General features: G+C 71.8%; 21 protein-coding genes. 10 read left to right on the forward strand and 11 right to left on the reverse strand.

The features are described 5' to 3' along the window. Positions 1 to 18: 18 nt before the first annotated feature. The 3 genes from CLV56_RS15315 to CLV56_RS15325 all read left to right on the forward strand — a co-directional run bounded on the left by CLV56_RS15315 (position 19) and on the right by CLV56_RS15325 (position 2,729). Positions 19 to 942 (forward strand): ABC transporter ATP-binding protein, encoded by a 924-nt coding sequence (locus tag CLV56_RS15315; RefSeq protein ID WP_245857960.1) that lies wholly within the window; start codon positions 19 to 21, stop codon positions 940 to 942. Then, the gene (locus tag CLV56_RS15320) at positions 939 to 1,712 is read left to right on the forward strand and encodes an ABC transporter permease (RefSeq protein ID WP_039361650.1); all 774 of its coding nucleotides are present in this window, start codon (positions 939 to 941) and stop codon (positions 1,710 to 1,712) included. Before CLV56_RS15315 ends, CLV56_RS15320 begins: the two co-directional genes overlap by 4 nt. A 66-nt stretch (positions 1,713 to 1,778) precedes the next feature. After that, complete coding sequence (locus tag CLV56_RS15325) at positions 1,779 to 2,729, forward strand: COX15/CtaA family protein (RefSeq protein ID WP_100415229.1); 951 nt, start codon at positions 1,779 to 1,781, stop codon at positions 2,727 to 2,729. A gap of 254 nt (positions 2,730 to 2,983) precedes the next feature. Here the strand turns inward: CLV56_RS15325 and CLV56_RS15330 are convergent, their stop codons facing one another. Beyond that, a complete protein-coding gene (locus CLV56_RS15330) occupies positions 2,984 to 3,550 on the reverse strand; it encodes a hypothetical protein (RefSeq protein ID WP_157805186.1) in 567 nt (188 codons plus the stop codon). Between CLV56_RS15330 and CLV56_RS20660 the strand changes: the two genes are divergently transcribed. Further along, positions 3,527 to 3,868, forward strand: coding sequence for a hypothetical protein (locus CLV56_RS20660; RefSeq protein WP_157805187.1), 342 nt, complete (start codon positions 3,527 to 3,529; stop codon positions 3,866 to 3,868). The two genes, CLV56_RS15330 and CLV56_RS20660, sit on opposite strands and share 24 nt — an antisense overlap. A gap of 64 nt (positions 3,869 to 3,932) precedes the next feature. Here the strand turns inward: CLV56_RS20660 and CLV56_RS15335 are convergent, their stop codons facing one another. Beyond that, positions 3,933 to 4,886, reverse strand: coding sequence for a heme o synthase (locus CLV56_RS15335; RefSeq protein WP_039361653.1), 954 nt, complete (start codon positions 4,884 to 4,886; stop codon positions 3,933 to 3,935). 237 nt (positions 4,887 to 5,123) lie between these two features. Here CLV56_RS15335 and tkt point away from each other — a divergent pair, with 237 nt between their 5' ends. From tkt to pgl, 6 genes are read left to right on the forward strand one after another with little or no spacing between them, the layout of a single operon-like run. Continuing rightward, positions 5,124 to 7,277, forward strand: a complete 2,154-nt coding sequence (tkt, locus tag CLV56_RS15340; RefSeq protein WP_039361655.1) for a transketolase — start codon at positions 5,124 to 5,126, stop codon at positions 7,275 to 7,277. Positions 7,278 to 7,323: 46 nt separating this feature from the next. Further along, entirely contained in the window at positions 7,324 to 8,448 is a 1,125-nt protein-coding gene (tal, locus tag CLV56_RS15345; RefSeq protein WP_039361657.1) for a transaldolase, read from the forward strand. A 23-nt stretch (positions 8,449 to 8,471) separates the two neighbouring features. Beyond that, positions 8,472 to 10,106, forward strand: coding sequence for a glucose-6-phosphate isomerase (locus tag CLV56_RS15350; RefSeq protein WP_245857961.1), 1,635 nt, complete (start codon positions 8,472 to 8,474; stop codon positions 10,104 to 10,106). Then, entirely contained in the window at positions 10,103 to 11,665 is a 1,563-nt protein-coding gene (gene zwf / locus CLV56_RS15355; protein ID WP_211288163.1) for a glucose-6-phosphate dehydrogenase, read from the forward strand. Before CLV56_RS15350 ends, zwf begins: the two co-directional genes overlap by 4 nt. A gap of 16 nt (positions 11,666 to 11,681) precedes the next feature. Continuing rightward, positions 11,682 to 12,707: a glucose-6-phosphate dehydrogenase assembly protein OpcA gene (locus CLV56_RS15360; RefSeq protein WP_039361660.1), complete on the forward strand. Its 1,026-nt coding sequence runs from the start codon at positions 11,682 to 11,684 to the stop codon at positions 12,705 to 12,707. A 1-nt stretch (position 12,708) separates the two neighbouring features. Then, complete coding sequence (pgl, locus tag CLV56_RS15365; protein ID WP_039361662.1) at positions 12,709 to 13,443, forward strand: 6-phosphogluconolactonase; 735 nt, start codon at positions 12,709 to 12,711, stop codon at positions 13,441 to 13,443. A gap of 36 nt (positions 13,444 to 13,479) precedes the next feature. Here the strand turns inward: pgl and CLV56_RS15370 are convergent, their stop codons facing one another. From CLV56_RS15370 to uvrC, 9 genes are all read right to left on the reverse strand, one after another. Continuing rightward, positions 13,480 to 13,836: an RNA polymerase-binding protein RbpA gene (locus tag CLV56_RS15370; RefSeq protein ID WP_100415232.1), complete on the reverse strand. Its 357-nt coding sequence runs from the start codon at positions 13,834 to 13,836 to the stop codon at positions 13,480 to 13,482. 111 nt (positions 13,837 to 13,947) lie between these two features. Further along, complete coding sequence (gene secG / locus CLV56_RS15375; protein WP_039361668.1) at positions 13,948 to 14,181, reverse strand: preprotein translocase subunit SecG; 234 nt, start codon at positions 14,179 to 14,181, stop codon at positions 13,948 to 13,950. Positions 14,182 to 14,219: 38 nt separating this feature from the next. Then, positions 14,220 to 15,026 (reverse strand): triose-phosphate isomerase, encoded by an 807-nt coding sequence (gene tpiA / locus CLV56_RS15380; protein WP_039361671.1) that lies wholly within the window; start codon positions 15,024 to 15,026, stop codon positions 14,220 to 14,222. 3 nt (positions 15,027 to 15,029) lie between these two features. Beyond that, positions 15,030 to 16,220, reverse strand: a complete 1,191-nt coding sequence (locus tag CLV56_RS15385) for a phosphoglycerate kinase (protein ID WP_039361674.1) — start codon at positions 16,218 to 16,220, stop codon at positions 15,030 to 15,032. Between the two features lie 31 nt (positions 16,221 to 16,251). Further along, on the reverse strand, positions 16,252 to 17,256 hold the full coding sequence (gene gap, locus CLV56_RS15390) for a type I glyceraldehyde-3-phosphate dehydrogenase (RefSeq protein ID WP_039361677.1): 1,005 nt from the start codon (positions 17,254 to 17,256) through the stop codon (positions 16,252 to 16,254). A 108-nt stretch (positions 17,257 to 17,364) separates the two neighbouring features. Next, positions 17,365 to 18,351, reverse strand: a complete 987-nt coding sequence (gene whiA / locus CLV56_RS15395) for a DNA-binding protein WhiA (RefSeq protein ID WP_039361679.1) — start codon at positions 18,349 to 18,351, stop codon at positions 17,365 to 17,367. 58 nt (positions 18,352 to 18,409) lie between these two features. Then, positions 18,410 to 19,348: a gluconeogenesis factor YvcK family protein gene (locus CLV56_RS15400; protein ID WP_039361682.1), complete on the reverse strand. Its 939-nt coding sequence runs from the start codon at positions 19,346 to 19,348 to the stop codon at positions 18,410 to 18,412. Positions 19,349 to 19,410: 62 nt separating this feature from the next. Continuing rightward, positions 19,411 to 20,280 (reverse strand): RNase adapter RapZ, encoded by an 870-nt coding sequence (rapZ, locus tag CLV56_RS15405; RefSeq protein WP_039361684.1) that lies wholly within the window; start codon positions 20,278 to 20,280, stop codon positions 19,411 to 19,413. Beyond that, on the reverse strand, positions 20,277 to 22,262 hold the full coding sequence (gene uvrC / locus CLV56_RS15410; protein WP_039361687.1) for an excinuclease ABC subunit UvrC: 1,986 nt from the start codon (positions 22,260 to 22,262) through the stop codon (positions 20,277 to 20,279). Before uvrC ends, rapZ begins: the two co-directional genes overlap by 4 nt. Positions 22,263 to 22,280 lie beyond the last annotated feature (18 nt).

Consider the following 22,280-nt stretch of genomic DNA (forward strand, 5'->3'; position numbering starts at 1 on the left):
TTCGTACACTGGACCATCGTGACCCAGCCCGCCGTCGACGTCCGCGGCCTCGTGATGCGTTACGGCGAGACCACCGCCGTCGACGGCCTGACCCTCGCCGTCGAGCCCGGGACCGTCACCGCCGTCCTCGGACCCAACGGCGCCGGGAAGACGACGACGATCGAGACCTGCGAGGGCTACCGCCGCCCGCAGGCGGGCACGGTCCGCGTGCTCGGCCTCGACCCGGTCCGCGACGCGGCGGCGCTGCGTCCGCGCGTCGGCGTGATGCTGCAGGACGGCGGCGCGTGGTCCGCGTCGCGCGCCGGCGAGATGCTCGCGCACATCGCCCGGCTGTACGCCCACCCCCTGGACGTGACGGCGCTCTCGGCCCGCCTCGGGCTGGACACCCTCGGACGCACCCCGTACCGCCGCATGTCCGGAGGTCAGCAGCAGCGTCTGGCCCTCGCCACCGCGATCGTCGGGCGCCCGGAGCTCGTCTTCCTGGACGAGCCCACCGCCGGGCTCGACCCGCAGGCACGCCGCGCCGTCTGGGACCTGATCGACGAGCTGCGCGAGTCCGGGGTCACCGTGGTGCTGACGACGCACTTCATGGACGAGGCCGAGCGGCTCGCCGACTGGGTCCACCTGATCGACCACGGCCGCCTGGTCGCCTCCGGCACGCCGGCCGACCTCACCAGCGACGGCGCCGAGAACACGCTGCGCCTGCGCGGCCCCGCCGGGATGGACGTCGCCGGGCTGGTGACCGCGCTCCCGTCCGGGACCCAGGTCGTCGAGCAGGTGCCCGGCACGTACGTCGTGTCCGGCTGCGTCTCGCCGGCCCTGCTGGCGGCGGTGACCGCGTGGTGCGCAGGGTCCGGCGTCCTGCTCGACGAGGTCGTCGTCCGGCGCCGCTCGCTCGAGGACGTCTTCCTCGACCTCACCGGACGGGAGCTGCGCTCGTGACGCTCGACCTCGCGCCCCGTCCCGGCGCCGCCGGCGTCGGCCGGATGATCGCCGCCCAGGTCGCCATGGAGACACGGCTGCTGCTGCGCAACGGCGAGCAGCTGCTGCTCGCTCTCGTGATCCCGCTGCTCCTGCTCGTCGCCGGCACCGAGTCGTCGCGGATCGTCGACCTCGGCCCCGGACGGCCGATCGACATCATCGCCCCTGGCGTGCTGGCCCTCGCGATCCTGTCGTCGTCGTTCACGTCGCTCGCGATCGCCACCGGCTTCGAGCGGCGCTACGGGGTGATCAAGCGGCTCGGCTCGACGCCGCTCCCCCGCTGGGGCCTGCTCGTCGGCAAGGCGGGCTCGGTCCTGCTCGTCCAGCTCGTCCAGCTGGTGGTGCTCTGCGCGGTCGCGCTCTGGCTCGGGTGGCAACCGCACGGCGGCGCGGCCGCGTACGGCTGGCTGGTCGTCTACACGCTGCTCGGGACCGCGGCGTTCGGTGCGCTCGCCCTGCTCGTCGCCGGGACCCTGCGAGCCGAGGCGACCCTGGCGGTCGCGAACCTCGTCTACGTGCTGCTGCTCGTCGGTGGCGCCGTGCTCGTCCCGCTGGACCGCTACCCCGAGGCAGCGCAGGCCCCGATGACGCTCCTGCCGACCGCGGCCCTGTCCGACGGTCTGCGCACCGTGTTCGCCGGAGACGCACCCCCGACGTCCAGCCTCGTCGTGCTGCTGGTCTGGGCAGGTGTCGCCTCGGTCGCGACGGCGAGGACCTTCAAGTGGGAGTGACGCGGTGAGCAGGACGCGGAAGGCAGCAGAGGGCGGGCCCGACGGCACCGTCGGAGAGGAGACGCGGTGATCGGCCCCTTCCGAGACCCGACGACCCGGTTCGTCCGGGTGTGGGCCTGGACCTCCCTCGTCGCGAACATCGGCATCATCGTCACCGGCGGCGCCGTACGCCTGACCGGCTCCGGGCTCGGCTGTCCGACGTGGCCGAAGTGCACCACCGAGTCCTTCGTCCCTCACGGCGAGCTGGGCTGGCACGGCGCGATCGAGTTCGGCAACCGTCTGCTCACCTGGGTCCTGGTCGTCGTCGCGATCGCCACCTGGGTCGCGGTGAAGCAGTGGCGCCCGCGCCGTACCCGTGCGTTCCGGCTCGCCACCATCATCGCCTTCGGGATCCCGGCGCAGGCGGTCGTGGGCGGGATCACGGTCCTCACGGACCTCAACTCGTGGGCCGTCGGCATCCACCTCGCGATCTCCGGTGTGCTCGTGAGTCTCGCCTCCGCGCTGATCCGCGAGACGTACCATCCGGCCGACGCCGTCCCGGCGCCCCTCGCACCGGCCGCGGTCGGGCTCGCCTGGCTCACCTACGCCGCGATGTGGGTGACGGTGATGATCGGCACCGTCGTGACCGGTGCCGGCCCGCACGCCGGCGACCCGGACACGGCCCGCAACGGCCTCGACCCCGTCGCGATCACGCAGGCGCACGCGGACGCGGTGTTCCTCACGATCGGGCTGTCGGTCGGGCTCCTCCTGCTCTACCGGGCGATCGGCGCCGGCCCCACAGCCGTGACGGCGGCGACGGCGCTGGTCGCGGTCGAGCTGGCGCAAGGCCTGATCGGCTTCGTGCAGTACGCGACCGACCTGCCGGAGATCCTCGTCGGCATGCACCTGCTCGGCGCCGGTGTGCTGATCGCGACCACCACCTGGGCGACCCTCGCCGCGCATCCCCGCACGATCCCCGCCCCCGCCTCCCCTGGTTCGGCCGGCGGTTCGGCGCCCGCGCCGGTTGCCGACGCCTGATACCGGACGGGCCGTCGTCGGGTAGCGCACCGCGATCGGCCCGCGTCACCGGACCGGGCATGCCTGCGTTCGGGCCCCTGCTGAGCTGATGCCTGCGTTTCGTACCGTACGGCGGTTCGTACGCAGGCGTGTGCGTCCGGCTGCCGATCCGGACCGCCCAGCTGCATGCGTTCAGCACATCCTGCGGCACCGAACGCAGGCATGTACGTCGCTGCATGGCCGCGGAGGTTCGTGCGCAGGCACGTGCGTCGGGTTCAGAGCCGCGGCTGGGAGCCTGAGCGCCGGAACAGGCGGACGAGCTGATCGCCGACGACCTCCGGCTCGTGGCGGATCGCGTACGAGCTGAAGATCAGCAGCCTCGGACCTGCGATCACGATCTCGTTCGCACGCATCAGGTCGTTGTCCCACTGCACGATGTCCCGGTGCGGAATCCCGTGGATCTCGCAGGCGATCCCGTCCTCGAGCCACGCGACATCGAGGTAGTACCGGCCGTCGTCACCACGCATCCGGACCTGCCGCGACGGCGGCGGGAGGCCGACTCGGGCGCGGATCTGGTCGAAGTCGCGCTCGGGAAGCGACTGGATTCCGCCAGCGGCATCGAGGACGGACTCGATGATGAGGCCACGGTGCCGACATCGTCCGCGGCGCGAGAGCGCATCCCGCACGTCGGACGCCCGGACGAGCCGTTGTTGGACCGCCGCCAGGACGACGGCGCGTGCATAGCGGGGACGCTCCGACCAGGACGCGAGGTCGACCGTGCTTCGCGCGGGTCGGGTCAGGCTCGGGACTCGCAGCGGATGGACGTCTCGCTCGTCGAGCATCGTCGACTCGTGGATCTGGATTCCGTCGATCGCCGGGTGGCGGCCGCCGTGCGGGATCGCCACGGTCGTGAGATCCGGATCGAACCCACGCAGACCGTCGTGACGAAGCGCGGAGGCGCCGGCCAGGACGGATCCGGGTGGGCATGCCAGGAGCCGCACGAGCTCGCGCTCGACGTCCGCGAGCGGGCCGTTGTGGGTGACGAGCACCCCGCGGTGCGCGCGCTGCCACCGTCGGGCGCGCAGCTCCCCCGCACGACGTTGCGGCCGAACACGCGCTCGGGCCAGTTCGACGAAGGTGCCTGCCTTCCGGGCCGGTAGCCGGAGCAGTTGCAGGCGTGTCGGTCCTGCCCGGGTGGCGGTGGCGACGGGGCGTGGGCGGGCGTCAGCGCAGGAAGGGGTCGACCGCAGCCGCGACGAAGAGGAACGCGAGATAGGCGTTCGACCAGTGGAACAGCCGCATCGGCTTCAGCTCCGCCAGCTCCGAGCTGCGCTGCGCCCGTGCGTGCAGGAGGTGGGCCTCGACCAGGAAGGCGGCTCCGAGCACGGCGGCTGCGGTCGGGTAGAACCACCCGGTCGGCACGACGGGCCAGAGCAGCAGCGACGTCGCGACCATGACGTAGGAGTACGAGAGGATCTTGCGGGCGACCACCGAGGCGGGCGCGACCGCGGGCAGCATAGGCACGTCCGCCGCCGCGTAGTCCTCGCGGTAGCGGATCGCGAGCGCCCAGAAGTGCGGCGGCGTCCAGAAGAACACCACGGCGAACAGCACCACCGGGGCCCACGCGAGCTCGCCGGTGACGGCGGTCCAGCCGATCAGCGCGGGGAAGCAGCCCGCGGCGCCTCCCCACACGATGTTCTGGGTGGTGCGCCGCTTGAGCAGCATCGTGTAGCCGACGACGTAGAAGACGTTGGCGGCGAGCGCGAGACCGGCCGACAGCCAGTTCACGAGCAGACCGAGCCACAGCGTCGAGACGACCGCGAGGGTCAGTCCGAACCACAGCGCCGCGCGGGTCGTGACCGCGTGCCGCGGCAGCGGGCGACGCCGGGTCCGGCGCATCCGCTGGTCGATGTCGGCGTCGAAGACGCAGTTCAGGGCGTTCGCGCTCCCGGCCGACAGCGTCCCGCCGACGAGCGTGGCGATCACCGGCCACAGCGGCGGCACGCCCTGCGCTGCCAGGAACATCACCGGCACCGTGGTCAGCAGCAGCAGCTCGATGATCCGCGGCTTCATCAGACCGACGTACGCGCCGACGACGTCGGCGACGCGGGGACGACCGCCGGAGACCTCGGAGCGAGCCCGCTGGGCAGCGTGGATCTCGGGGTCGGTTGCGGTCACGGGGTGAGTCTAGCCGCCGCGACCCGGCCCGCACGCGCGGGTGCGGGCCGGGTCGCACGGCCGTGACGGGCGCCACGGCGGCCTACGTCCGCCCACCGACCTGTGATCCCCGCGCCCCTGCCCGCACGAGTAGGCTCGGCGGTGAGACCGGAGGTGATCGGGGCGCGCCCGTCGACCGGGTCCGCACCTCGCACCGCTTCGCCAGCCGCACCCACCCTGCAAGAGGAGCAGCCCGACGTGAGCAGCAAGACCCTGGAGTGGACCGACCTCGACCAGAAGGCGGTCGACACCGTCCGTGTCCTCGCGATGGACGCCGTCCAGAAGGTCGGCAACGGCCACCCCGGTACGGCGATGAGCCTGGCGCCCGCTGCGTACCTCCTCTACAACAAGCTGATGCGCCACAACCCGAGCGACCCGCACTGGATGGCGCGCGACCGGTTCGTGCTGTCCTGCGGCCACTCGAGCCTCACCCAGTACATCCAGCTGTACCTCACCGGCTACGGGCTCGAGCTCGACGACCTCGAGTCGCTGCGGACCTGGGGCAGCCGGACCCCCGGCCACCCCGAGTTCCGGCACACCCCGGGCGTGGAGGTCACGACCGGCCCGCTCGGCCAGGGCGTCGGCAACGCCGTCGGCATGGCGATGGCGTCGCGACGGATGCACGGCCTGCTGGATCCGGATGCTCCGCTCGGCGAGAGCCTGTTCGACCACCACGTGTACGCGATCGCGTCCGACGGCGACCTGGAGGAGGGCGTGTCGTCGGAGGCGAGCTCGCTGGCCGGGACGCAGCAGCTCGGCAACCTGACGATGATCTGGGACGACAACCACATCTCGATCGAGGACGACACCGCGATCGCGTTCAACGAGGACGTGCTCAAGCGCTACGAGGCGTACGGCTGGCACGTCCAGATGGTCGACTGGACGCACGGCGGCACCGAGTACGGCGAGGACGTCGAGGGCCTGTGGGCCGCGCTCCAGGAGGCCGAGGACGTCACCGACCGGCCCAGCCTGATCGCATTGCGCACCATCATCGCGTGGCCCTCGCCCGGCGCCCAGAACACCGGCGCAGCCCACGGATCGGCCCTCGGCGCCGACGAGGTCGCGGCGACGAAGGAGGTGCTCGGATTCGATCCCGAGCGCAGCTTCGAGGTCGCCGACGACGTCATCGCGCACACCCGTGAGGCACGCTCCCGCGGCACCGCCGAGCAGGAGGCCTGGCAGGAGCGGTACGAGCAGTGGCGCTCCGCGCAGCCGGAGCGTGCGGCGTTCCTCGACCGGATCACCGCCCGCGAGCTGCCCGAGGGATGGACCGACGGCCTCCCGACGTTCGACGCGGACGAGAAGGGCGTCGCGACGCGCAAGGCGTCGGGCGAGTTCCTGACCGCCGCCGCCGAGCAGCTGCCCGAGCTGTGGGGCGGCTCCGCGGACCTCGCCGGCTCGAACAACACGACCCCGAAGGGCCAGCCGTCCTTCATCCCCGCCGAGCACAGCACCAAGATGTTCGAGGGCAACGAGTACGGCCGGGTCCTGCACTTCGGGATCCGCGAGCACGGCATGGGGGCGATCCTCAACGGCATCGCGCTGCACGGCCCGACGCGCCCGTACGGCGGCACGTTCCTCGTGTTCTCCGACTACATGCGCCCCTCCGTACGGCTGGCCGCGCTGATGCAGCTGCCGGTCACGTACGTGTGGACCCACGACTCGATCGGCCTGGGCGAGGACGGCCCGACCCACCAGCCGATCGAGCATCTCGCCGCGCTGCGGGCGATCCCGGGTCTCGACGTGATCCGCCCGGCCGACGCGAACGAGACCGTCGCGGCGTGGACCAAGGTCGTACAGAGCCCGACCCACCCGGCCGCGCTCGCGCTCAGCCGCCAGAACCTCCCGGTCTTCCCGCGCGAGGCCGACGGGTTCGCCTCGGTCGAGGGCGTCGCGAACGGCGGCTACGTGCTGCTCGACACCGACGGCGATCCCGACGTCGTGCTGGTCGCGACCGGCTCCGAGGTGCAGCTCGCCGTCGCCGCGCGCGAGCAGCTGGCCGCCGACGGCGTCGCCGCGCGGGTCGTGTCGATGCCGTGCCGCGAGTGGTTCGACGCGCAGAGCGCCGACTACCGCGACTCCGTGATCCCCCCGCACGTGCGGGCACGGGTGAGCGTCGAGGCGGGCGTGGCCCAGGGCTGGCGCGAGGTGGTCGGCGACGCCGGCCGCACGGTCAGCCTCGAGCACTACGGTGCCTCGGCGGCGTACGAGACGCTGTACGAGCAGTTCGGCATCACCGCCGACGCCGTGGTCGCGGCCGCCAAGGAGAGCCTCGCGGCCGCCCAGCACACCGGCGGGGTGAGCGTCTTCGCCCGCCCCCAGACCACGGTGCTGCCGCAGACCGACCACTGACGGGCGTCGGCTCGAGTCCGACGCACGAGACCCTAAGGAGACTGCGATGACCGACCGACTCCGAGCACTGAGCGACGCAGGCGTGTCCGTCTGGCTCGACGACCTGTCCCGGGAGCTGACCGAGACCGGCGCGCTGCAGAGCCTGGTCACCGAGGACAGCGTCGTCGGGGTGACCAGCAACCCGACGATCTTCGCCTCCGCCATCAAGGAGGGCGAACGCTACGAGGGCCAGACCGACGAGCTCCTCGCTGCCGACCCGCAGCTCAGCGTCGCCGAGCTGATCCGGGAGCTCACCACGACCGACGTCCGCTCGGCCTGCCGGATCCTCCGCCCGGTCTACGACGCGACCGACGGCAAGGACGGACGGGTCTCGCTGGAGGTCGACCCGACGCTCGCGTACGAGACCGACGCGACCATCGAGCAGGCCAGGACCCTGTGGTCGAAGGTCGGCGAGCCGAACATGTTCATCAAGATCCCCGCGACCCGCGAGGGCCTGCCCGCGATCGCGGCGACGATCGCGGCCGGGATCAGCGTCAACGTCACGCTGCTGTTCTCCCTCGAGCGCTACCGCGAGGTCCTGGACGCCTACGCGTACGGCCTGGAGCAGGCGGCCGCCGACGGCATCGACCTCTCCACGATCCGGTCGGTTGCGTCGATCTTCGTCAGCCGGATCGACTCCGAGGTCGACAAGCGGCTCGACGCGATCGGGTCCGAGCAGGCCGCCGGCCTCAAGGGGCAGGCCGGGATCGCCAACTCGCGGCTCGCCTACGCCGAGTTCGAGGCCTTCACGGCAACCGATCGCTGGCAGGAGCTGGCCGCGAAGGGTGCGAACCCGCAGCGCCCGTTGTGGGCGTCGACCGGGGTGAAGAACCCGGACTACCCCGACACGCTGTACGTCACCGAGCTCGTCGGCCCCGACGTCGTGAACACGATGCCCGGGGCAACGCTGAAGGCCTTCAAGGACCACGGCGAGATCACCGGCGACCATCTCACCGGCAGCGGTGCGCAGGCCCGCCGGACCGTCGACGAGCTCGGCGCGGTCGGCGTCGACTACGACGACGTGATGGCCACGCTGGAGTCGGAGGGCGTGGAGAAGTTCGAGTCGTCGTGGGGCGACCTCGTGCGGACGGTGCAGGACCAGCTGACGGCAGCGCGGGCCCGGACCGCGTGAGCCAGGACGAGAGGGGGACGCCGGTGAGCGACGACGACACGCCGGCCGGGTTCGAGCTCGGCCTGGCCTACCCGGACGCCGAGGCCCTGGAGGCGGCGATCGCGGACCTGGTCGAGGAGCGGGTGGCGAGTCGCATCGCCGCGCACGACGCGACGCTGTGGGGCCCGGACGCCGAGGAGGAGGCCGCGAAGCGGCTCGACTGGGTCGACCTGCACGTGACCTCCGCGTCCCTGGTCCCGCAGATCGAGGAGCTGCGCGCGGAGCTGAACGACCGCGGCGTCCACCACGTCGTGCTGTGCGGCATGGGCGGCTCGTCGTTGGCGCCGGAGGTGATCTGCGCGACCGACCAGGTCGGGCTGACGGTGCTCGACTCCTCGGATCCCGACATGGTCCGGGGTGTCCTCGACGGTGACCTCTCGAGCACGGCGGTGGTCGTCTCGAGCAAGTCCGGCGGGACGGTCGAGACCGACAGCCAGCGACGCGCGTTCGAGGCCGCGTTCCGGGCCGCCGACATCGACCCGTCCGAGCGGATCGTGGTGGTGACCGACCCGGGGTCTCCGCTCGACGACCTGGCGAGCGAGAGCGGCTACCGCGTCTTCCACGCCGACCCCGGCGTCGGCGGTCGCTATTCCGCGCTCACCGCCTTCGGCCTCGTCCCGAGCGGGCTCGCGGGTGCGGACATCGCCGGCCTCCTGGAGGACGCCGGTGACATCGCCGAGGACGTCACGGCCGACGACGACACGAACCCGGCGCTGGTGCTCGGCGCCCTGCTCGGACTCGCCAACGCCGGAGGCGTCGACAAGCTGGTGCTCGCCGAGGCCGGGACCGCGAACCGTGGATTCGCCGACTGGGCCGAGCAGCTCGTGGCGGAGTCGACCGGCAAGACCGGGCACGGCATCCTCCCGGTCGTGGTCGCCTCTCCGGAGTCCCCGAACGCCACCGCCAGCACGTCCGACGAGGTTCTCGGCATGCTCGGTCCGATGCGCGACGACCACCCGGTCGCCGCGTCCGGGTACGGCTTCGCGATCGACGCCCCGCTCGGCGCGCTGTTCCTGCTGTGGGAGGTCGCGACCGCCGTCGCGGGCCGGATGATCGGGATCAACCCCTTCGACCAGCCCGACGTCGAGAGCGCCAAGCAGGCGGCGCGTGACATGCTCTCGGGCGGCAGCGCCGAACCGGACCCGGTCTTCACCGATGACGCGATCACGGTCTTCGACACCTCGGGCTGGCTCCCGGAGGACGTGGTGACGGTCTCCGGCGCGGTGGCCGCACTACTCGACCACCTCGATCCGGAGCACGGGTACGTCGCGGTGCAGGCGTACCTCGACCGCCTCGCTGATCCCGCGCTCGCGGGCGTCCGTGACACGCTCGCGACCCGGACCGGGCGCCCGACCACCTTCGGCTGGGGTCCGCGCTTCCTGCACTCCACCGGCCAGTACCACAAGGGCGGGCCGCCGACCGGCGTGTTCCTCCAGGTCACCAGCGAGCCTGCGCACGACCTGGCGGTGCCGGGACGCGACTTCAGCTTCGGGGAGTTCCTGCTCGCCCAGGCGGTCGGCGACGGGCAGGTGCTCGCCGGACACGGCCGGCCGGTGCTCCGGCTCCACCTGGACGGATCGTCGCGCGCACGCGAGGAGCTGCTGGAGGCGCTCGGGTGAGCTCCCGGCCGTGGGGTCCTCCGCTGGACTCCCCCAACCCCTTGCGTCAGCCCGAGGACCGGCGTCTCCCACGGATCGCGGGTCCGAGCTGCGTGATCATCTTCGGCGTCACGGGGGACCTGTCGCGCAAGAAGCTGATGCCGGCCATCTACGACCTCGCGAACCGCGGTCTGCTCCCGCCGGGCTTCTCGCTGGTCGGCTTCGCACGACGCGAGTGGGAGGACCAGGACTTCGCCCAGGTCGTCGAGGACTCGGTGCGCAAGCACGCACGGACCGAGTTCCGCGAGGAGGTGTGGAAGCAGCTCGCCGAGGGCTTCCGCTTCGTGCCGGGCTCCTTCGACGACGACGAGGCCTTCGAGCAGCTGGTCCAGGTCGTGACCGACCTCGACCGGGAGCGCGGCACGGGCGGCAACTACGCTTTCTACCTGTCGATCCCGCCGAGCTTCTTCTCGACCGTCGTGGACCAGATCAAACGCCACGGGCTGGCGCAGTCCGAGGGCGGATCCTGGCGTCGCGTGGTGGTGGAGAAGCCGTTCGGGCACGACCTGGAGAGCGCACGGGAGCTCGACGCGGTCGTCTCCGACGTGTTCCCACCCGAGTCGGTGTTCCGGATCGACCACTACCTGGGCAAGGAGACGGTCCAGAACATCCTGGCGTTCCGGTTCGCCAACGAGCTGTTCGAGCCGGTCTGGAACTCCCACTTCGTCGACCACGTCCAGATCACGATGGCCGAGGACGTCGGGATCGGCGGCCGGGCCGGCTACTACGACGGCATCGGCGCCGCCCGCGACGTGATCCAGAACCACCTCCTCCAGCTGATGGCGCTGGTCGCGATGGAGCCGCCGGTGTCGTTCTCCGCGCGGAGCCTGCGCCTGGAGAAGCTGAAGATCCTCGCCCAGGCCCGTCCCCCGGCACGCCTCGACCTGCACACCGCTCGCGGCCAGTACGCAGCCGGCTGGGCCGGCGGGCTCAAGGTCCGGGGCTACCTCGACGAGCAGGACATCCCGAAGCGCTCGGGGACGGAGACCTTCGCCGCCATCCGGCTCGACATCGACACGCGCCGCTGGGCGGGCGTGCCGTTCTACCTGCGCACGGGCAAGCGGCTCGCACGCCGCGTCACCGAGATCGCCGTCGTCTTCAAGCGCGCTCCGCACCACCCGTTCACCAAGACCGAGACCTCCGAGCTCACCCAGAACGCCCTGGTGATGCGGATCCAGCCGGACGAGGGCGTCACGGTCCGCTTCGGCGCGAAGGTCCCGGGCACCGCCATGGAGCTGCGTGACGTCAACATGGACTTCGCGTACGGCGGGGCGTTCGTCGAGTCGAGCCCCGAGGCGTACGAGCGGTTGATCCTCGATGTGCTCCTCGGCGATCCGCCGCTGTTCCCCCAGCAGGAGGAGGTGGAGCAGTCGTGGCGGATCCTGGACCCCGTCGTGGACTTCTGGGCCGGGCGCTCCGGGGAAGGCGACCGGCCCGACCAGTACGTGTCGGGAGGCTGGGGCCCGCAGTCCGCGGTCGACATGCTCGCCCGGGACGGACGAGTCTGGCGGCGGCCGTGAGACGCGAGGAGACACCATGAAGGTCGAGCTCACCGACACCAGCGCCAGCATGGTCGCCGCCGCACTCGTCCGGGCGCGGGTCGCGGCCGGAAGCCCCGCGATGGGGATGGTGCTGACGCTGGTCATCATCACCGACGAGGCCCGCTACTACGACGCGATGAGGGCGGCGCGGGCGATCGCCCGCGAGCACCCGGCGCGCGTGCTCGGGGTGGTGCTCCGGTCCGGCCGCGGCGCCGCCAACCTCGACGCCCAGGTCCGGATCGGCAACGACTCCGCCGGCGAGTCCGTCGTGCTGCGGATGAGCGGCGAGCTCACGCAGCACGCCGAGTCGGTCGTCCTGCCGTTGCTCCTCCCCGACTCCCCCGTCGTCGCCTGGTGGCCGGGCGCGGCGCCGAAGTCTCCCGCCGACGACCCGCTCGGGTCCCTCGCGAACCGCCGGATCACCGACGCCGCCTCGAGCCGTACGCGGCACGCATCACTGATCCGGGTCGCCCGCGCCTACCAGCCCGGCGACACCGATCTGTCCTGGACGCGGCTGACGCCGTGGCGAGCCCTGCTCGCGGCTGCGCTCGATCACGTCGACGTCAAGATCACGTCGGCGTCGGTGATGGCCGAGCGCGGCAACCCCAGCGCCGACCTCATGGTCGCGTGGCTGGAGTCCCGGCTGCGCGTTCCCGTCCACCTCGGCACCTCCAAGGGCCCGGGGATGACCGAGGTCCGGTTGTGCTCGACCGTCGGCGACGTCGCCGTGGTCCGCAGCGACGGCCGGCACGGGACGTACATCGTCCCCGGCGAGGCGGACCGGGCGGTCGCCCTGAAGCGCCGCACCACGGCCGAGCTGCTGGCCGAGGACCTGCGTCGGCTGGACGAGGACGAGGTCTACGCCGAGACGATCAAGCGGCTCCTCCGTCGTGCCGACGCCGCCGACCGGAAGGCATCGGCGAAGAAGGCCACGCCGAAGGCCCCCGCCAAGAAGACAGCGAAGCGCACCACGAAGACGTCGGCGAAGCGCGCGACGCCGAGCACCGACGCGAAGGAGTGAGATGACCGGCCCCGAGATCCTGATCGAGACCGACGCGAGCGCGCTGGCGGAGGTCGTGGCGGACCAGCTGGTGTCCACGCTCTCGGCCCTGCAGTCCCAAGGCACGACGCCCAGCATCGTGCTCACCGGCGGGACGATCGCCGAGAAGATCCACGAGGAGGTCGCGCGACGCGCGAGCGACGGCCGGGTCGACTGGAGCAACGTCGAGATCTGGTGGGGTGACGAGCGCTACGTCCCCGCGGGCGACCCGGACCGCAACGAGGGCCAGGCACGAGTAGCGTTCCTCGACGGTGTCGGGGTCGACGAGACGAAGGTTCACCCGATGCCGGCGGACGACGGGACCGACCTGGACGCGGCCGCCGCGCGGTTCGCTGCCGAGGTCGGCACGCGCACCTTCGACCTGGTCATGCTCGGCCTCGGACCGGACGGCCACGTCGCGTCGCTGTTCCCGGGCAAGCCGACGCTCGCGGAGACCGAACGGACCGCCGTCGCCGAGCACGACTCCCCCAAGCCGCCGCCGCGCCGGATCACGATGACGTTCCCGGTCCTGAACCGCGGTCGCGAGGTGTGGTTTCTCGTGTCCGGGTCGGGCAAGGCCGACGCCGTCGCCCGGGCCCTGACCGGGTCGCCGGTCGAGCAGACGCCGGCCTCGGGCGTGCACGGCTCCGAGCAGACCCTGTGGATGCTCGACGAGGGCGCCGCGTCCGCGCTGCCCGACGAGCTCCGCCCGTCCTGAGCGACGCGCCGGCCACGAACGGGGGGCGCGCCCCGATCAGTACAGGACGTCGCCGCTCGCGCGGCGCTCGCGCAGCGTGGCCAGCGCCTCGGTGAGGATCTGCTCCGCCTCGTCGTCGCTGCGACGCTCCTTCACGTACGCGAGGTGCGTCTTGTACGGCTCCGTGCGCGGGGCCGTCGGTGGGTTCTCGTGGTCCTGGCTCGCCGGGAGACCGCAGCGTGGGCAGTCCCACGACTCAGGGGCCTCGGCCTCCGCGGCGAAGCTCAGCACGGTGGTGTGCACGTTCGCGCAGTAGAACGTGATCGCACGCCGCGGCGCAGCCTCCCCCCGCTCGGCCTCACCCATCGGTCCGGAACCGACCCGGCTTCCTCGAATCGCCCCGCTGGACACCAGTGCTCTCCTGTCCCCTCGTCACACGTTGCCGTCACCCGCGCCCCCACGGGTGGTCGAAGTCTATGCAGTCCACCCCGTGGTCTGTCGAGACCGACACGGGGGTTGCCGAGATCAGCTGAAGCGGTAGAGCAGCCCGAGAGCGATGACGGCGACGGCCCAGATGACGGCCGTCCCGACCGTGATGCGGTTGAGGTTCTTCTCTGCGACCGACGAGCCGCCGAGGCTGCTGGAGACACCGCCGCCGAACATGTCCGACAGGCCACCGCCGCGGCCCTTGTGCATGAGCACGAGCACGATGAGCAGCAGGCTGGAGAGCACCAGCAGGACTTGGAACGTGAGGATCACGATGACGGCTTCCTGGATCGGGGGGTGTCCGACGCGGCTCAGGCCACGCCCGACAGGTCGGGCAGGTCGTAGAAACGGCAGATGGCGGCGAACTCCTCAGCCTGGAGGCTGGCCCCACCGACCAGGGCGCCGTCCACGTCGGACTGCGCCATGATGGCTGCGGCGTTCGCTGCCTTCACCGAACCTCCGTACAGGATACGCACCCGCTCCGCCGCCGACGAGGACCACGTCGACGCGACCTGCTCGCGGATCGCCGCGCAGACCTCCTGAGCGTCCTCCGGCGTCGCGACCTCGCCGGTGCCGATCGCCCACACCGGCTCGTACGCGATCACGGACGTCGCCACCTGCTCGGGCGTCAGCCCGGCGAGCGAACCCTCCACCTGCGCGACGCAGTGGTCGACGTGCGTGCCGGCCTGCCGGATGTCGAGGCCCTCGCCCACGCAGACGATCGGCGTCATGCCGGCAGCGACGGCCTTCTGTGACTTCGCGGCGACGGTCGCATCGTCCTCACCGTGGTGCTCACGGCGCTCCGAGTGACCGCTGAGCACGTACGAGCACCCGAGCTTCGCCAGCATCGCGGCCGAGATCTCGCCGGTGTAGGCGCCGGCGTCGTGGATCGAGACGTCCTGCGCCCCATAGCGGATCGGGAGGCGGTCACCGTCCACCAGCGTCTGCACGCTGCGCAGGTCGGTGAACGGCGGGATCACCGCGACCTCCGAGCGTGCCGGGTCGTGCTTCTTGTCCGACAGCACCCACGCCAGCTTCTGCACCAGGACGACGGCCTCCTGGTGGTTGAGGTTCATCTTCCAGTTGCCCGCGATCAGGGGCGTGCGGTCGTTCGCCATCCGTCAGCCCTCCAGGACCTGCAGGCCGGGAAGCGTCCGGCCCTCGAGAAACTCCAGCGAGGCTCCCCCGCCGGTCGAGATGTGCCCGAAGTCGTCGTCGGCGAACCCGAGCCGGCGGACGGCGGCAGCAGAGTCGCCGCCGCCCACGACCGACAGGCCGTCGACCTCCGTCAGGGCCTGCGCGACGGCCTTCGTACCGGCCGCGAACGCAGGGAACTCGAAGACGCCCATCGGGCCGTTCCAGAACACCGTGGCCGACGCGCGCACGCGGTCGGCGAACGCGGACGCGGACACGGGCCCGATGTCCAGACCCATCTGGTCCGACGGCATCGCATCAGCGGCCACCGTGGTGGGCGGCGCGTCGGCGGAGAACGTCGGTGCCACCACGACGTCGCTCGGCAGCACGATGTCGACGCCGCTCTCCTCCGCGCGGCGCAGGTAGCCCTGCACCGTCTCGATCTGGTCGGACTCCAGCAACGAGGAGCCGACGTCGTGGCCCTGGGCCGCCAGGAACGTGAAGACCATGCCACCGCCGATCAGCAGCGCGTCGGCCTTGTCCAGCAGGTTGTCGATCACGCCGAGCTTGTCGGAGACCTTCGAGCCGCCGAGCACCACGGCGTACGGCCGCTGCGGGTCGGCGGTCAGCCGACGCAGGACCGACACCTCGGCCTCGACCAGGCCCCCGGCCGCCGCGGGGAGCCGCTGCGCGAGGTCGTACACGCTCGCCTGCTTGCGGTGGACCACACCGAACCCGTCGGAGACGAAGACGTCCCCGAGCGCGGCCAACCGATCGGCGAACGCACCCCGCTCGGCGTCGTCCTTGCTCGTCTCGCCGGCGTTGAAGCGGACGTTCTCGAGCAGCGCGACCTGCCCGTCGCCGAGACCCGTGACGACCTCCTGCGCCGAGGCCCCGACGGTGTCGGAGGCGAAGGCCACCGGCGACCCGAGGAGCTCCGCGAGCCGCTCGGAGACCGGACCGAGCGAGTACGCCGGGTCCGGCTCGCCCTTCGGCCGGCCCAGGTGGGCCATCACGGCGACCCGGGCCCCCGCGTCGGCGAGCCTCCGCAGGGTCGGGACGCTCGCCCGGACCCGCCCGTCGTCGGTGATCGTCGTGCCGTCCAGCGGCACGTTCAGGTCGCTGCGGACGAGCACGCGCGTCCCGCGCAGGTCGCCCAGGTCGTCGATGGTCTTCACGTGACTCCCGTGGATCGGCTCGCGGCGTCGCTCAGAGCGAGGAGCCGACGTACGCGGTCAGGTCGACGAGGCGGTTGGAGTAACCCCACTCGTTGTCGTACCAGCCGACGACCTTGACCTGGTCGCCGATCACCTTGGTCAGGCCCGAGTCGAAGATGCACGACGCCGGGTCGGTCACGATGTCGCTGGAGACGATCGGGTCCTCCGTGTAGGTCAGGAAGCCCTTCAGCGGACCCTCGGCCGCCGCCTTGACGATCGCGTTGACCTCCTCGACCGACGTCTCGCGCGACGCCGTGAAGGTCAGGTCGGTCGCCGAGCCGGTCGGCGTCGGGACGCGCAGGGCGTACCCGTCGAGCTTGCCCTTGAGCTCGGGCAGGACCAGGCTGACGGCCTTCGCGGCGCCGGTCGAGGTCGGCACGATGTTGAGCGCGGCCGCGCGGGCGCGACGCAGATCCTTGTGCGGGCCGTCCTGGAGGTTCTGGTCCTGGGTGTAGGCGTGGATCGTGGTCATCAGGCCACGCTCGATGCCCAGACCGTCGTTCAGGGCCTTGGCCATCGGGGCCAGGCAGTTCGTGGTGCACGACGCGTTCGAGATCACCGTGTGCGCCGCCGGGTCGTAGCTCCCCTCGTTGACGCCCATCACGACGGTGACGTCCTCGTTCTTGGCGGGCGCGGAGATGATGACCTTCTTCGCGCCGGCGTCGATGTGCGCCTTCGCCTTCGTGGCGTCGGTGAAGAAGCCGGTCGACTCGATCACCACGTCGACGCCGAGATCCTTCCACGGCAGCGCGGCCGGGTCGCGCTCCTCGAACGCCTTGATCACGCGGCCGCCGACGGTGATCGACGACTCGTCGTACGAGACCTCCTCGCCGAGCCGACCCAGGATGGAGTCGTACTTCAGGAGGGTGGCGAGCGACTTGTTGTCGGTGAGATCGTTCACCGCGACGATCTCGAAGTCGCCCCCGGCGGCCAGGGCCGCCCGGAAGAAGTTGCGGCCGATCCGGCCGAATCCGTTGATACCTACGCGCACGGTCACGACGCTCTCCTCTGAGAAGTGTTTCTTCGCGGGGGCTCGGACTCTTCGAACGAGTCCAATCGACCCTATCGCGGCGACGACGGCTCGCCGCACCCGGACCGGGGTGCCTCAGGCACCGTCGGCGAGCATCTCCTCGGTCAGGCTCGCCTCGGTGTCGGGGATCCCCAGCTCGGACGCCTTCTTGTCCGCCATCGCCAGCAGGCGGCGGATGCGTCCGGCGATCGCGTCCTTGGTCAGCACCGGATCGTGCAGCCGCCCCAGCTCCTCCAGGCTCGCCTGCTTGTGCTCGACCCGCAACCGACCGGCCGTGCTCAGGTGGTCGGGAACCTCGTCGGCCAGGATCTCCAGGGCGCGCTCCACCCGCGCGCCCGCCGCGACCGCGGCACGCGCGGAGCGCCGGAGGTTGGCGTCGTCGAAGTTGGCCAGACGGTTCGCGGTCGCCCGCACCTCCCGGCGCATCCGACGCTCCTCCCACGCCAGGAGCGACTCGTGCGCCCCCAGCCGGGTCAGCAGCGCGCCGATGGCCTCGCCGTCGCGGATCACCACGCGGTCCACGCCGCGGACCTCACGGGCCTTGCTCTGGATCCCCAGCCGACGGGCGGCCCCGACCAGCGCGAGCGCAGCCTCGGGTCCCGGGCAGGTCACCTCCAGTGCAGAGGAGCGCCCCGGCTCGGTCAACGACCCACGGGCCAGGAACGCTCCGCGCCAGGCGGCCACGGCGTCGCACGTCGCCCCGGAGACGACCTGCGGCGGCAGACCCCGTACGGGACGGCCGGCGCCGTCGACCAGACCGGTCTGCCGCGCCAGCGCACCGCCGTCGCGGATGACGCGCACGACGTACCGGGTGCCCTTGCGGATCCCGTTGCTCTGGAGCACCTGCACCTCGCCCACGTGGCCGTACACGTCGGCCAGGTCGGTGCGGAGCCGGCGCGCGGCCGCCCCGGTGTCCAGGTCCGCCTCGATCACGATCGCGCCGCCGACCAGGTGCAGTCCACCGCCGAAGCGCAGCATCGACGAGACCTCTGCCTTGCGGCAGCACGCCTTCGTCACCGAGGTGCTCGCGAGCTCGGACTTGACCTGTGCCGTCATCGCCATCCGTCGCTCCTGTCCTCGTCCTCGTGCAGGCGCACACAGCCCCCGTGTGCCCTCCCGGTCACTGTAGCCGCGCGTCCCGAAGCGCTCCCGGGCGCGCACGCATCACGCGTTCGTACGCTCCCGCCAGGCGCAGCGGGTCGTGCCGCGCCGAACCGTCGCCGACGGCGAGCCGCTCGAGGACGAGCTCGGCCCCCATGATGGCCGCAGCCGCCCGCACCGCCGCGGGGTCACCGATCGCGTCGGCGTCGGCGAGCACCACGTCCACCCGGAGATCGGGAGCGTGGTCGGCGATCACCTCGAGGTGCCGCTCCGGGGAGAACCCCTCGGTCTCGCCCGTCTGCGGCGCGAGGTTGAGGACCAGCATCCGGCGCGCCGCGGTGTCGTGCAGGGCCTGGGAGAGCTGAGGGACGAGAAGGTTCGGGAGCACGCTGGTGAACCACGATCCCGGGCCGACGACGACCCAGTCGGCGTCCCGCACGGCCCGGAGGACGTCGGGGCTCGCGGGAGGGTCGGTGGGATCCAGCCGCACCGCCAGGACCTCCGAGCGCGTGGTGGCGACCGCAGCCTGGCCGCGGACGACCTCCATGGCGCCGGCCGCGGTCCGCACCGTCGCCTCGATGTCGAGCGGGATCGAGGCCATCGGGAGCACCCGCCCACGGGCGCCCAGCAGCCGGCCGACCCAGTCCAACCCGTCGACGTGGTCGTCGAGCAGCTCCCAGAGCGCGGCGATCAGCAGGTTGCCGACGCTGTGACCGTTGAGGTCGCCTTCGGTGGAGAACCGGTGCTGCAGCACCTGCGCCCACGTCCGCCCCCACTCGTCCTCCCCGCAGAGCGCCGCCAGGGCCTGGCGCAGGTCCCCGGGAGGCAGGACGCCGAGCTCGTCGCGCAGACGCCCGGACGAGCCGCCGTTGTCCGCGACCGTGACCACGGCGGTGAGGTCCACCGGCAGGTAGCGCAGCGCGGACAGGCTCGCCGCGAGTCCGTGCCCCCCTCCCATCGCGACGACGCTGCGATGGTCTCCCGGAGCCTTCACCGGGCCCCTGCGCGGAGCTGCGGTGCTCACTCGCGCCCCAGGTCGCGGTGGATCACCAGGGTCCGCACGTCGTGGTCGCGCAGCCGGCGGCCGAGCTCCTCGGCCATCGCCACGCTGCGGTGCCGACCCCCCGTGCAGCCGATCGCCAGACTCAGGAATCGCTTGTTCTCGCGCACGAAACCGCCGGTCAGGGTGGCGAGCAGAGCCTCGTACTGGTCGAGGAACCGCTTCGCGTCCCCCTGGCCCAGGACGTGCTCCCGGACCGCGTCGTCGAGACCCGACAGCGGACGCAGCTCGTCGATCCAGAACGGGTTCGGGAGGAACCGCATGTCGGCCACCATGTCGGCGTCGACCGGGATCCCGTACTTGAAGCCGAACGAGACCACCGTCGCCCGCAGCGGGTGCTCGTCGGCGTCCTCGAACGCCGACGAGATCCGCGCCGAGAGCTGGTGGGTGTTGAGGTGGGTGGTGTCGACCACGAGGTCGGCGGTCGAGCGGAGCCCGCGCAACATCTCCCGCTCCACCGCGAAGCCGTCGAGCAGGCGCCCCTCCGTGCGCAGCGGATGCGGGCGCCGCGCGGCCTCCTGCCGTCGGACCAGCACGTCGTCGGCCGCCTCGACGAACACGACCGTCGGGCGCAGACCCGACGCGCGGAGCGAGTCGAGCGCCCCCGAGAGCTCGGAGAAGAACACCTGCGACCGCGCGTCGACGACGACCCCCAGCTTGGTGGTCAGGTGGTTCTCGCCGAACAGGTCGACGGTGTCGTCGAGCAGCTGGGGAGGCAGGTTGTCGACCACGAAGTAGCCGATGTCCTCGAGCATCTTCGCGACCGTGCTCTTGCCCGCTCCGGTCATCCCGGTGACGAGGACCAGGTCCTCCACACCGCTGCGGCTCATGTGTCCTCCTCCAGGATCTCCCCGGTCGTGGTGTTGATCGCCGGCGCCGCCGAGGGCTGCGGCGCCGCGAGCGCGTCGACCACTGCCTGCGCCGTCCGCGGACCGAAACCCGGGACCTGCGCGATCTCGTCGGCGCTCGCGGCACGCAGCTTCTTCAGCGAGCCGAACCGCTTCATCAAGGACTTCCGGCGCACCTCGCCGAGACCGGGGACGTCGTCCAGCGCGCTCTCCACCATCGTCCGTGACCGCCGACCGCGGTGGTGCGTGATCGCGAACCGGTGCGCCTCGTCACGCACCCGCTGGAGCAGGTAGAGGCCCTCGCTGGTCCGCGGCAGGATGACCGGATCCTCCTCGTCGGGGAGCCACACCTCCTCCAGCCGCTTCGCCAGGCCGCACAGCGGGATGTCGTCGACACCCAGCTCGCGCATCGCCCGCGCCGCCGCCGCGACCTGGGGTGGTCCGCCGTCGACCACGACCAGCCCGGGAGCGTACGCGAACTTGCGCGGCTTGCCCGTGTCCGGGTCGACCAGCTGCGGACCCTCGGCCTCGCCGTCGGAGCCGATCTCGGGCTCCGACAGCGCGGCACGCTCGTCCAGGTAGCGGCGGAAGCGCCGCGTGATCGTCTCGTGCATCGCCGCCACGTCGTTCTGACCTTCGACGCCGCGGATCACGAACCGGCGGTACTCGCCCTTGCGCGGGAGACCGTCCTCGAACACCACCATCGACGCGACCACCTCCGTGCCCTGCAGGTTGGACACGTCGAAGCACTCGATCCGCAGCGGCGCCTCCGGCAGGTCCAGGGCCTTCTGGACCTCCTCCAGCGCGCGCGTCCGGGTGGTCAGGTCGCTCGCGCGCTTCGTCTTGTGGAGCGTCAGAGCCTGGGTGGCGTTGCGCTCGACCGTCTCCATCAGCGCCCGCTTGTCACCGCGTTGCGGCACCCGAACCGCGACCCGTCCCCCGCGCCGCTCGCCCAGCCACTCCGCGATCGTCGTCGCATCCTCGGGGAGCACCGGGACCAGCACCTCCCGCGGGATGCCGTCCGCCTGCTCACCGTCGTACAGCGTGACGAGGGCCCGCTCGACGAGCTCACCGACGCCGGCGTCGTCGGTCTTGTCGGCGACCCACCCCCGTCGTCCGCGGACCCGCCCGCCACGGACGGAGAAGATCTGCACGCCGACCTCGAGCGGGTCGTCGGCCAGCGCGATCACGTCGGCGTCGGTCGCGTCCCCGAGGACCACGGCGTTCTTGTCCAAGGCCTTGCGGAGCGCGTCGATGTCGTCGCGCAGCCGGGCCGCGCGCTCGTACTCCTGCTCAGCGGCAGCGGCCTTCATCTCCCGCTCGAGGCGCTTGATGTACGTCGTGGTGTTGCCCGCCATGAACGAGCAGAAGTCGTCGACGATCTCCCGGTGCTCCTCCGGTGTCACCCGGCCGACGCACGGCGCCGAGCACTTGCCGATGTAGCCGAGCAGGCACGGACGCCCGATCTGCTTCGACCGGTTGAACACGCCCTTCGAGCAGGAGCGCATCGGGAAGACCCTCAGCAGGAGGTCGACCGTCTCGCGGATCGCCCAGGCGTGGCTGTACGGGCCGAAGTAGCGGACGCCCTTGCGCTTCGCGCCACGCCCCACCATCACCCGCGGGAACTCCTCGCTGCGGGTGATCGCGAGCCACGGGTACGACTTGTCGTCGCGGTACTTCACGTTGAACCGCGGGTCGAACTCCTTGATCCAGCTGTACTCCAGCTGGAGGGCCTCGACCTCCGTCGACACGACCGTCCAGTCCACACCGGCGGCGGTGGTGACCATCTGCTGGGTGCGCGGGTGGAGCCCGGCGAGGTCGGCGAAGTAGGACGACAGGCGCGAGCGCAGCGACTTCGCCTTGCCGACGTAGATCACCCGACCGAGCTCGTCGCGGAAGCGATACACCCCCGGAGCATCGGGAATCGACCCCGGGGCGGGTCGATAGGTCGCGGGATCTGCCACAACGCCCACCCTACGAGC

Origin of the sequence: Mumia flava, assembly GCF_002797495.1 — a bacterium.
GTDB classification, from domain to species: Bacteria; Actinomycetota; Actinomycetes; order Propionibacteriales; family Nocardioidaceae; genus Mumia; species Mumia flava.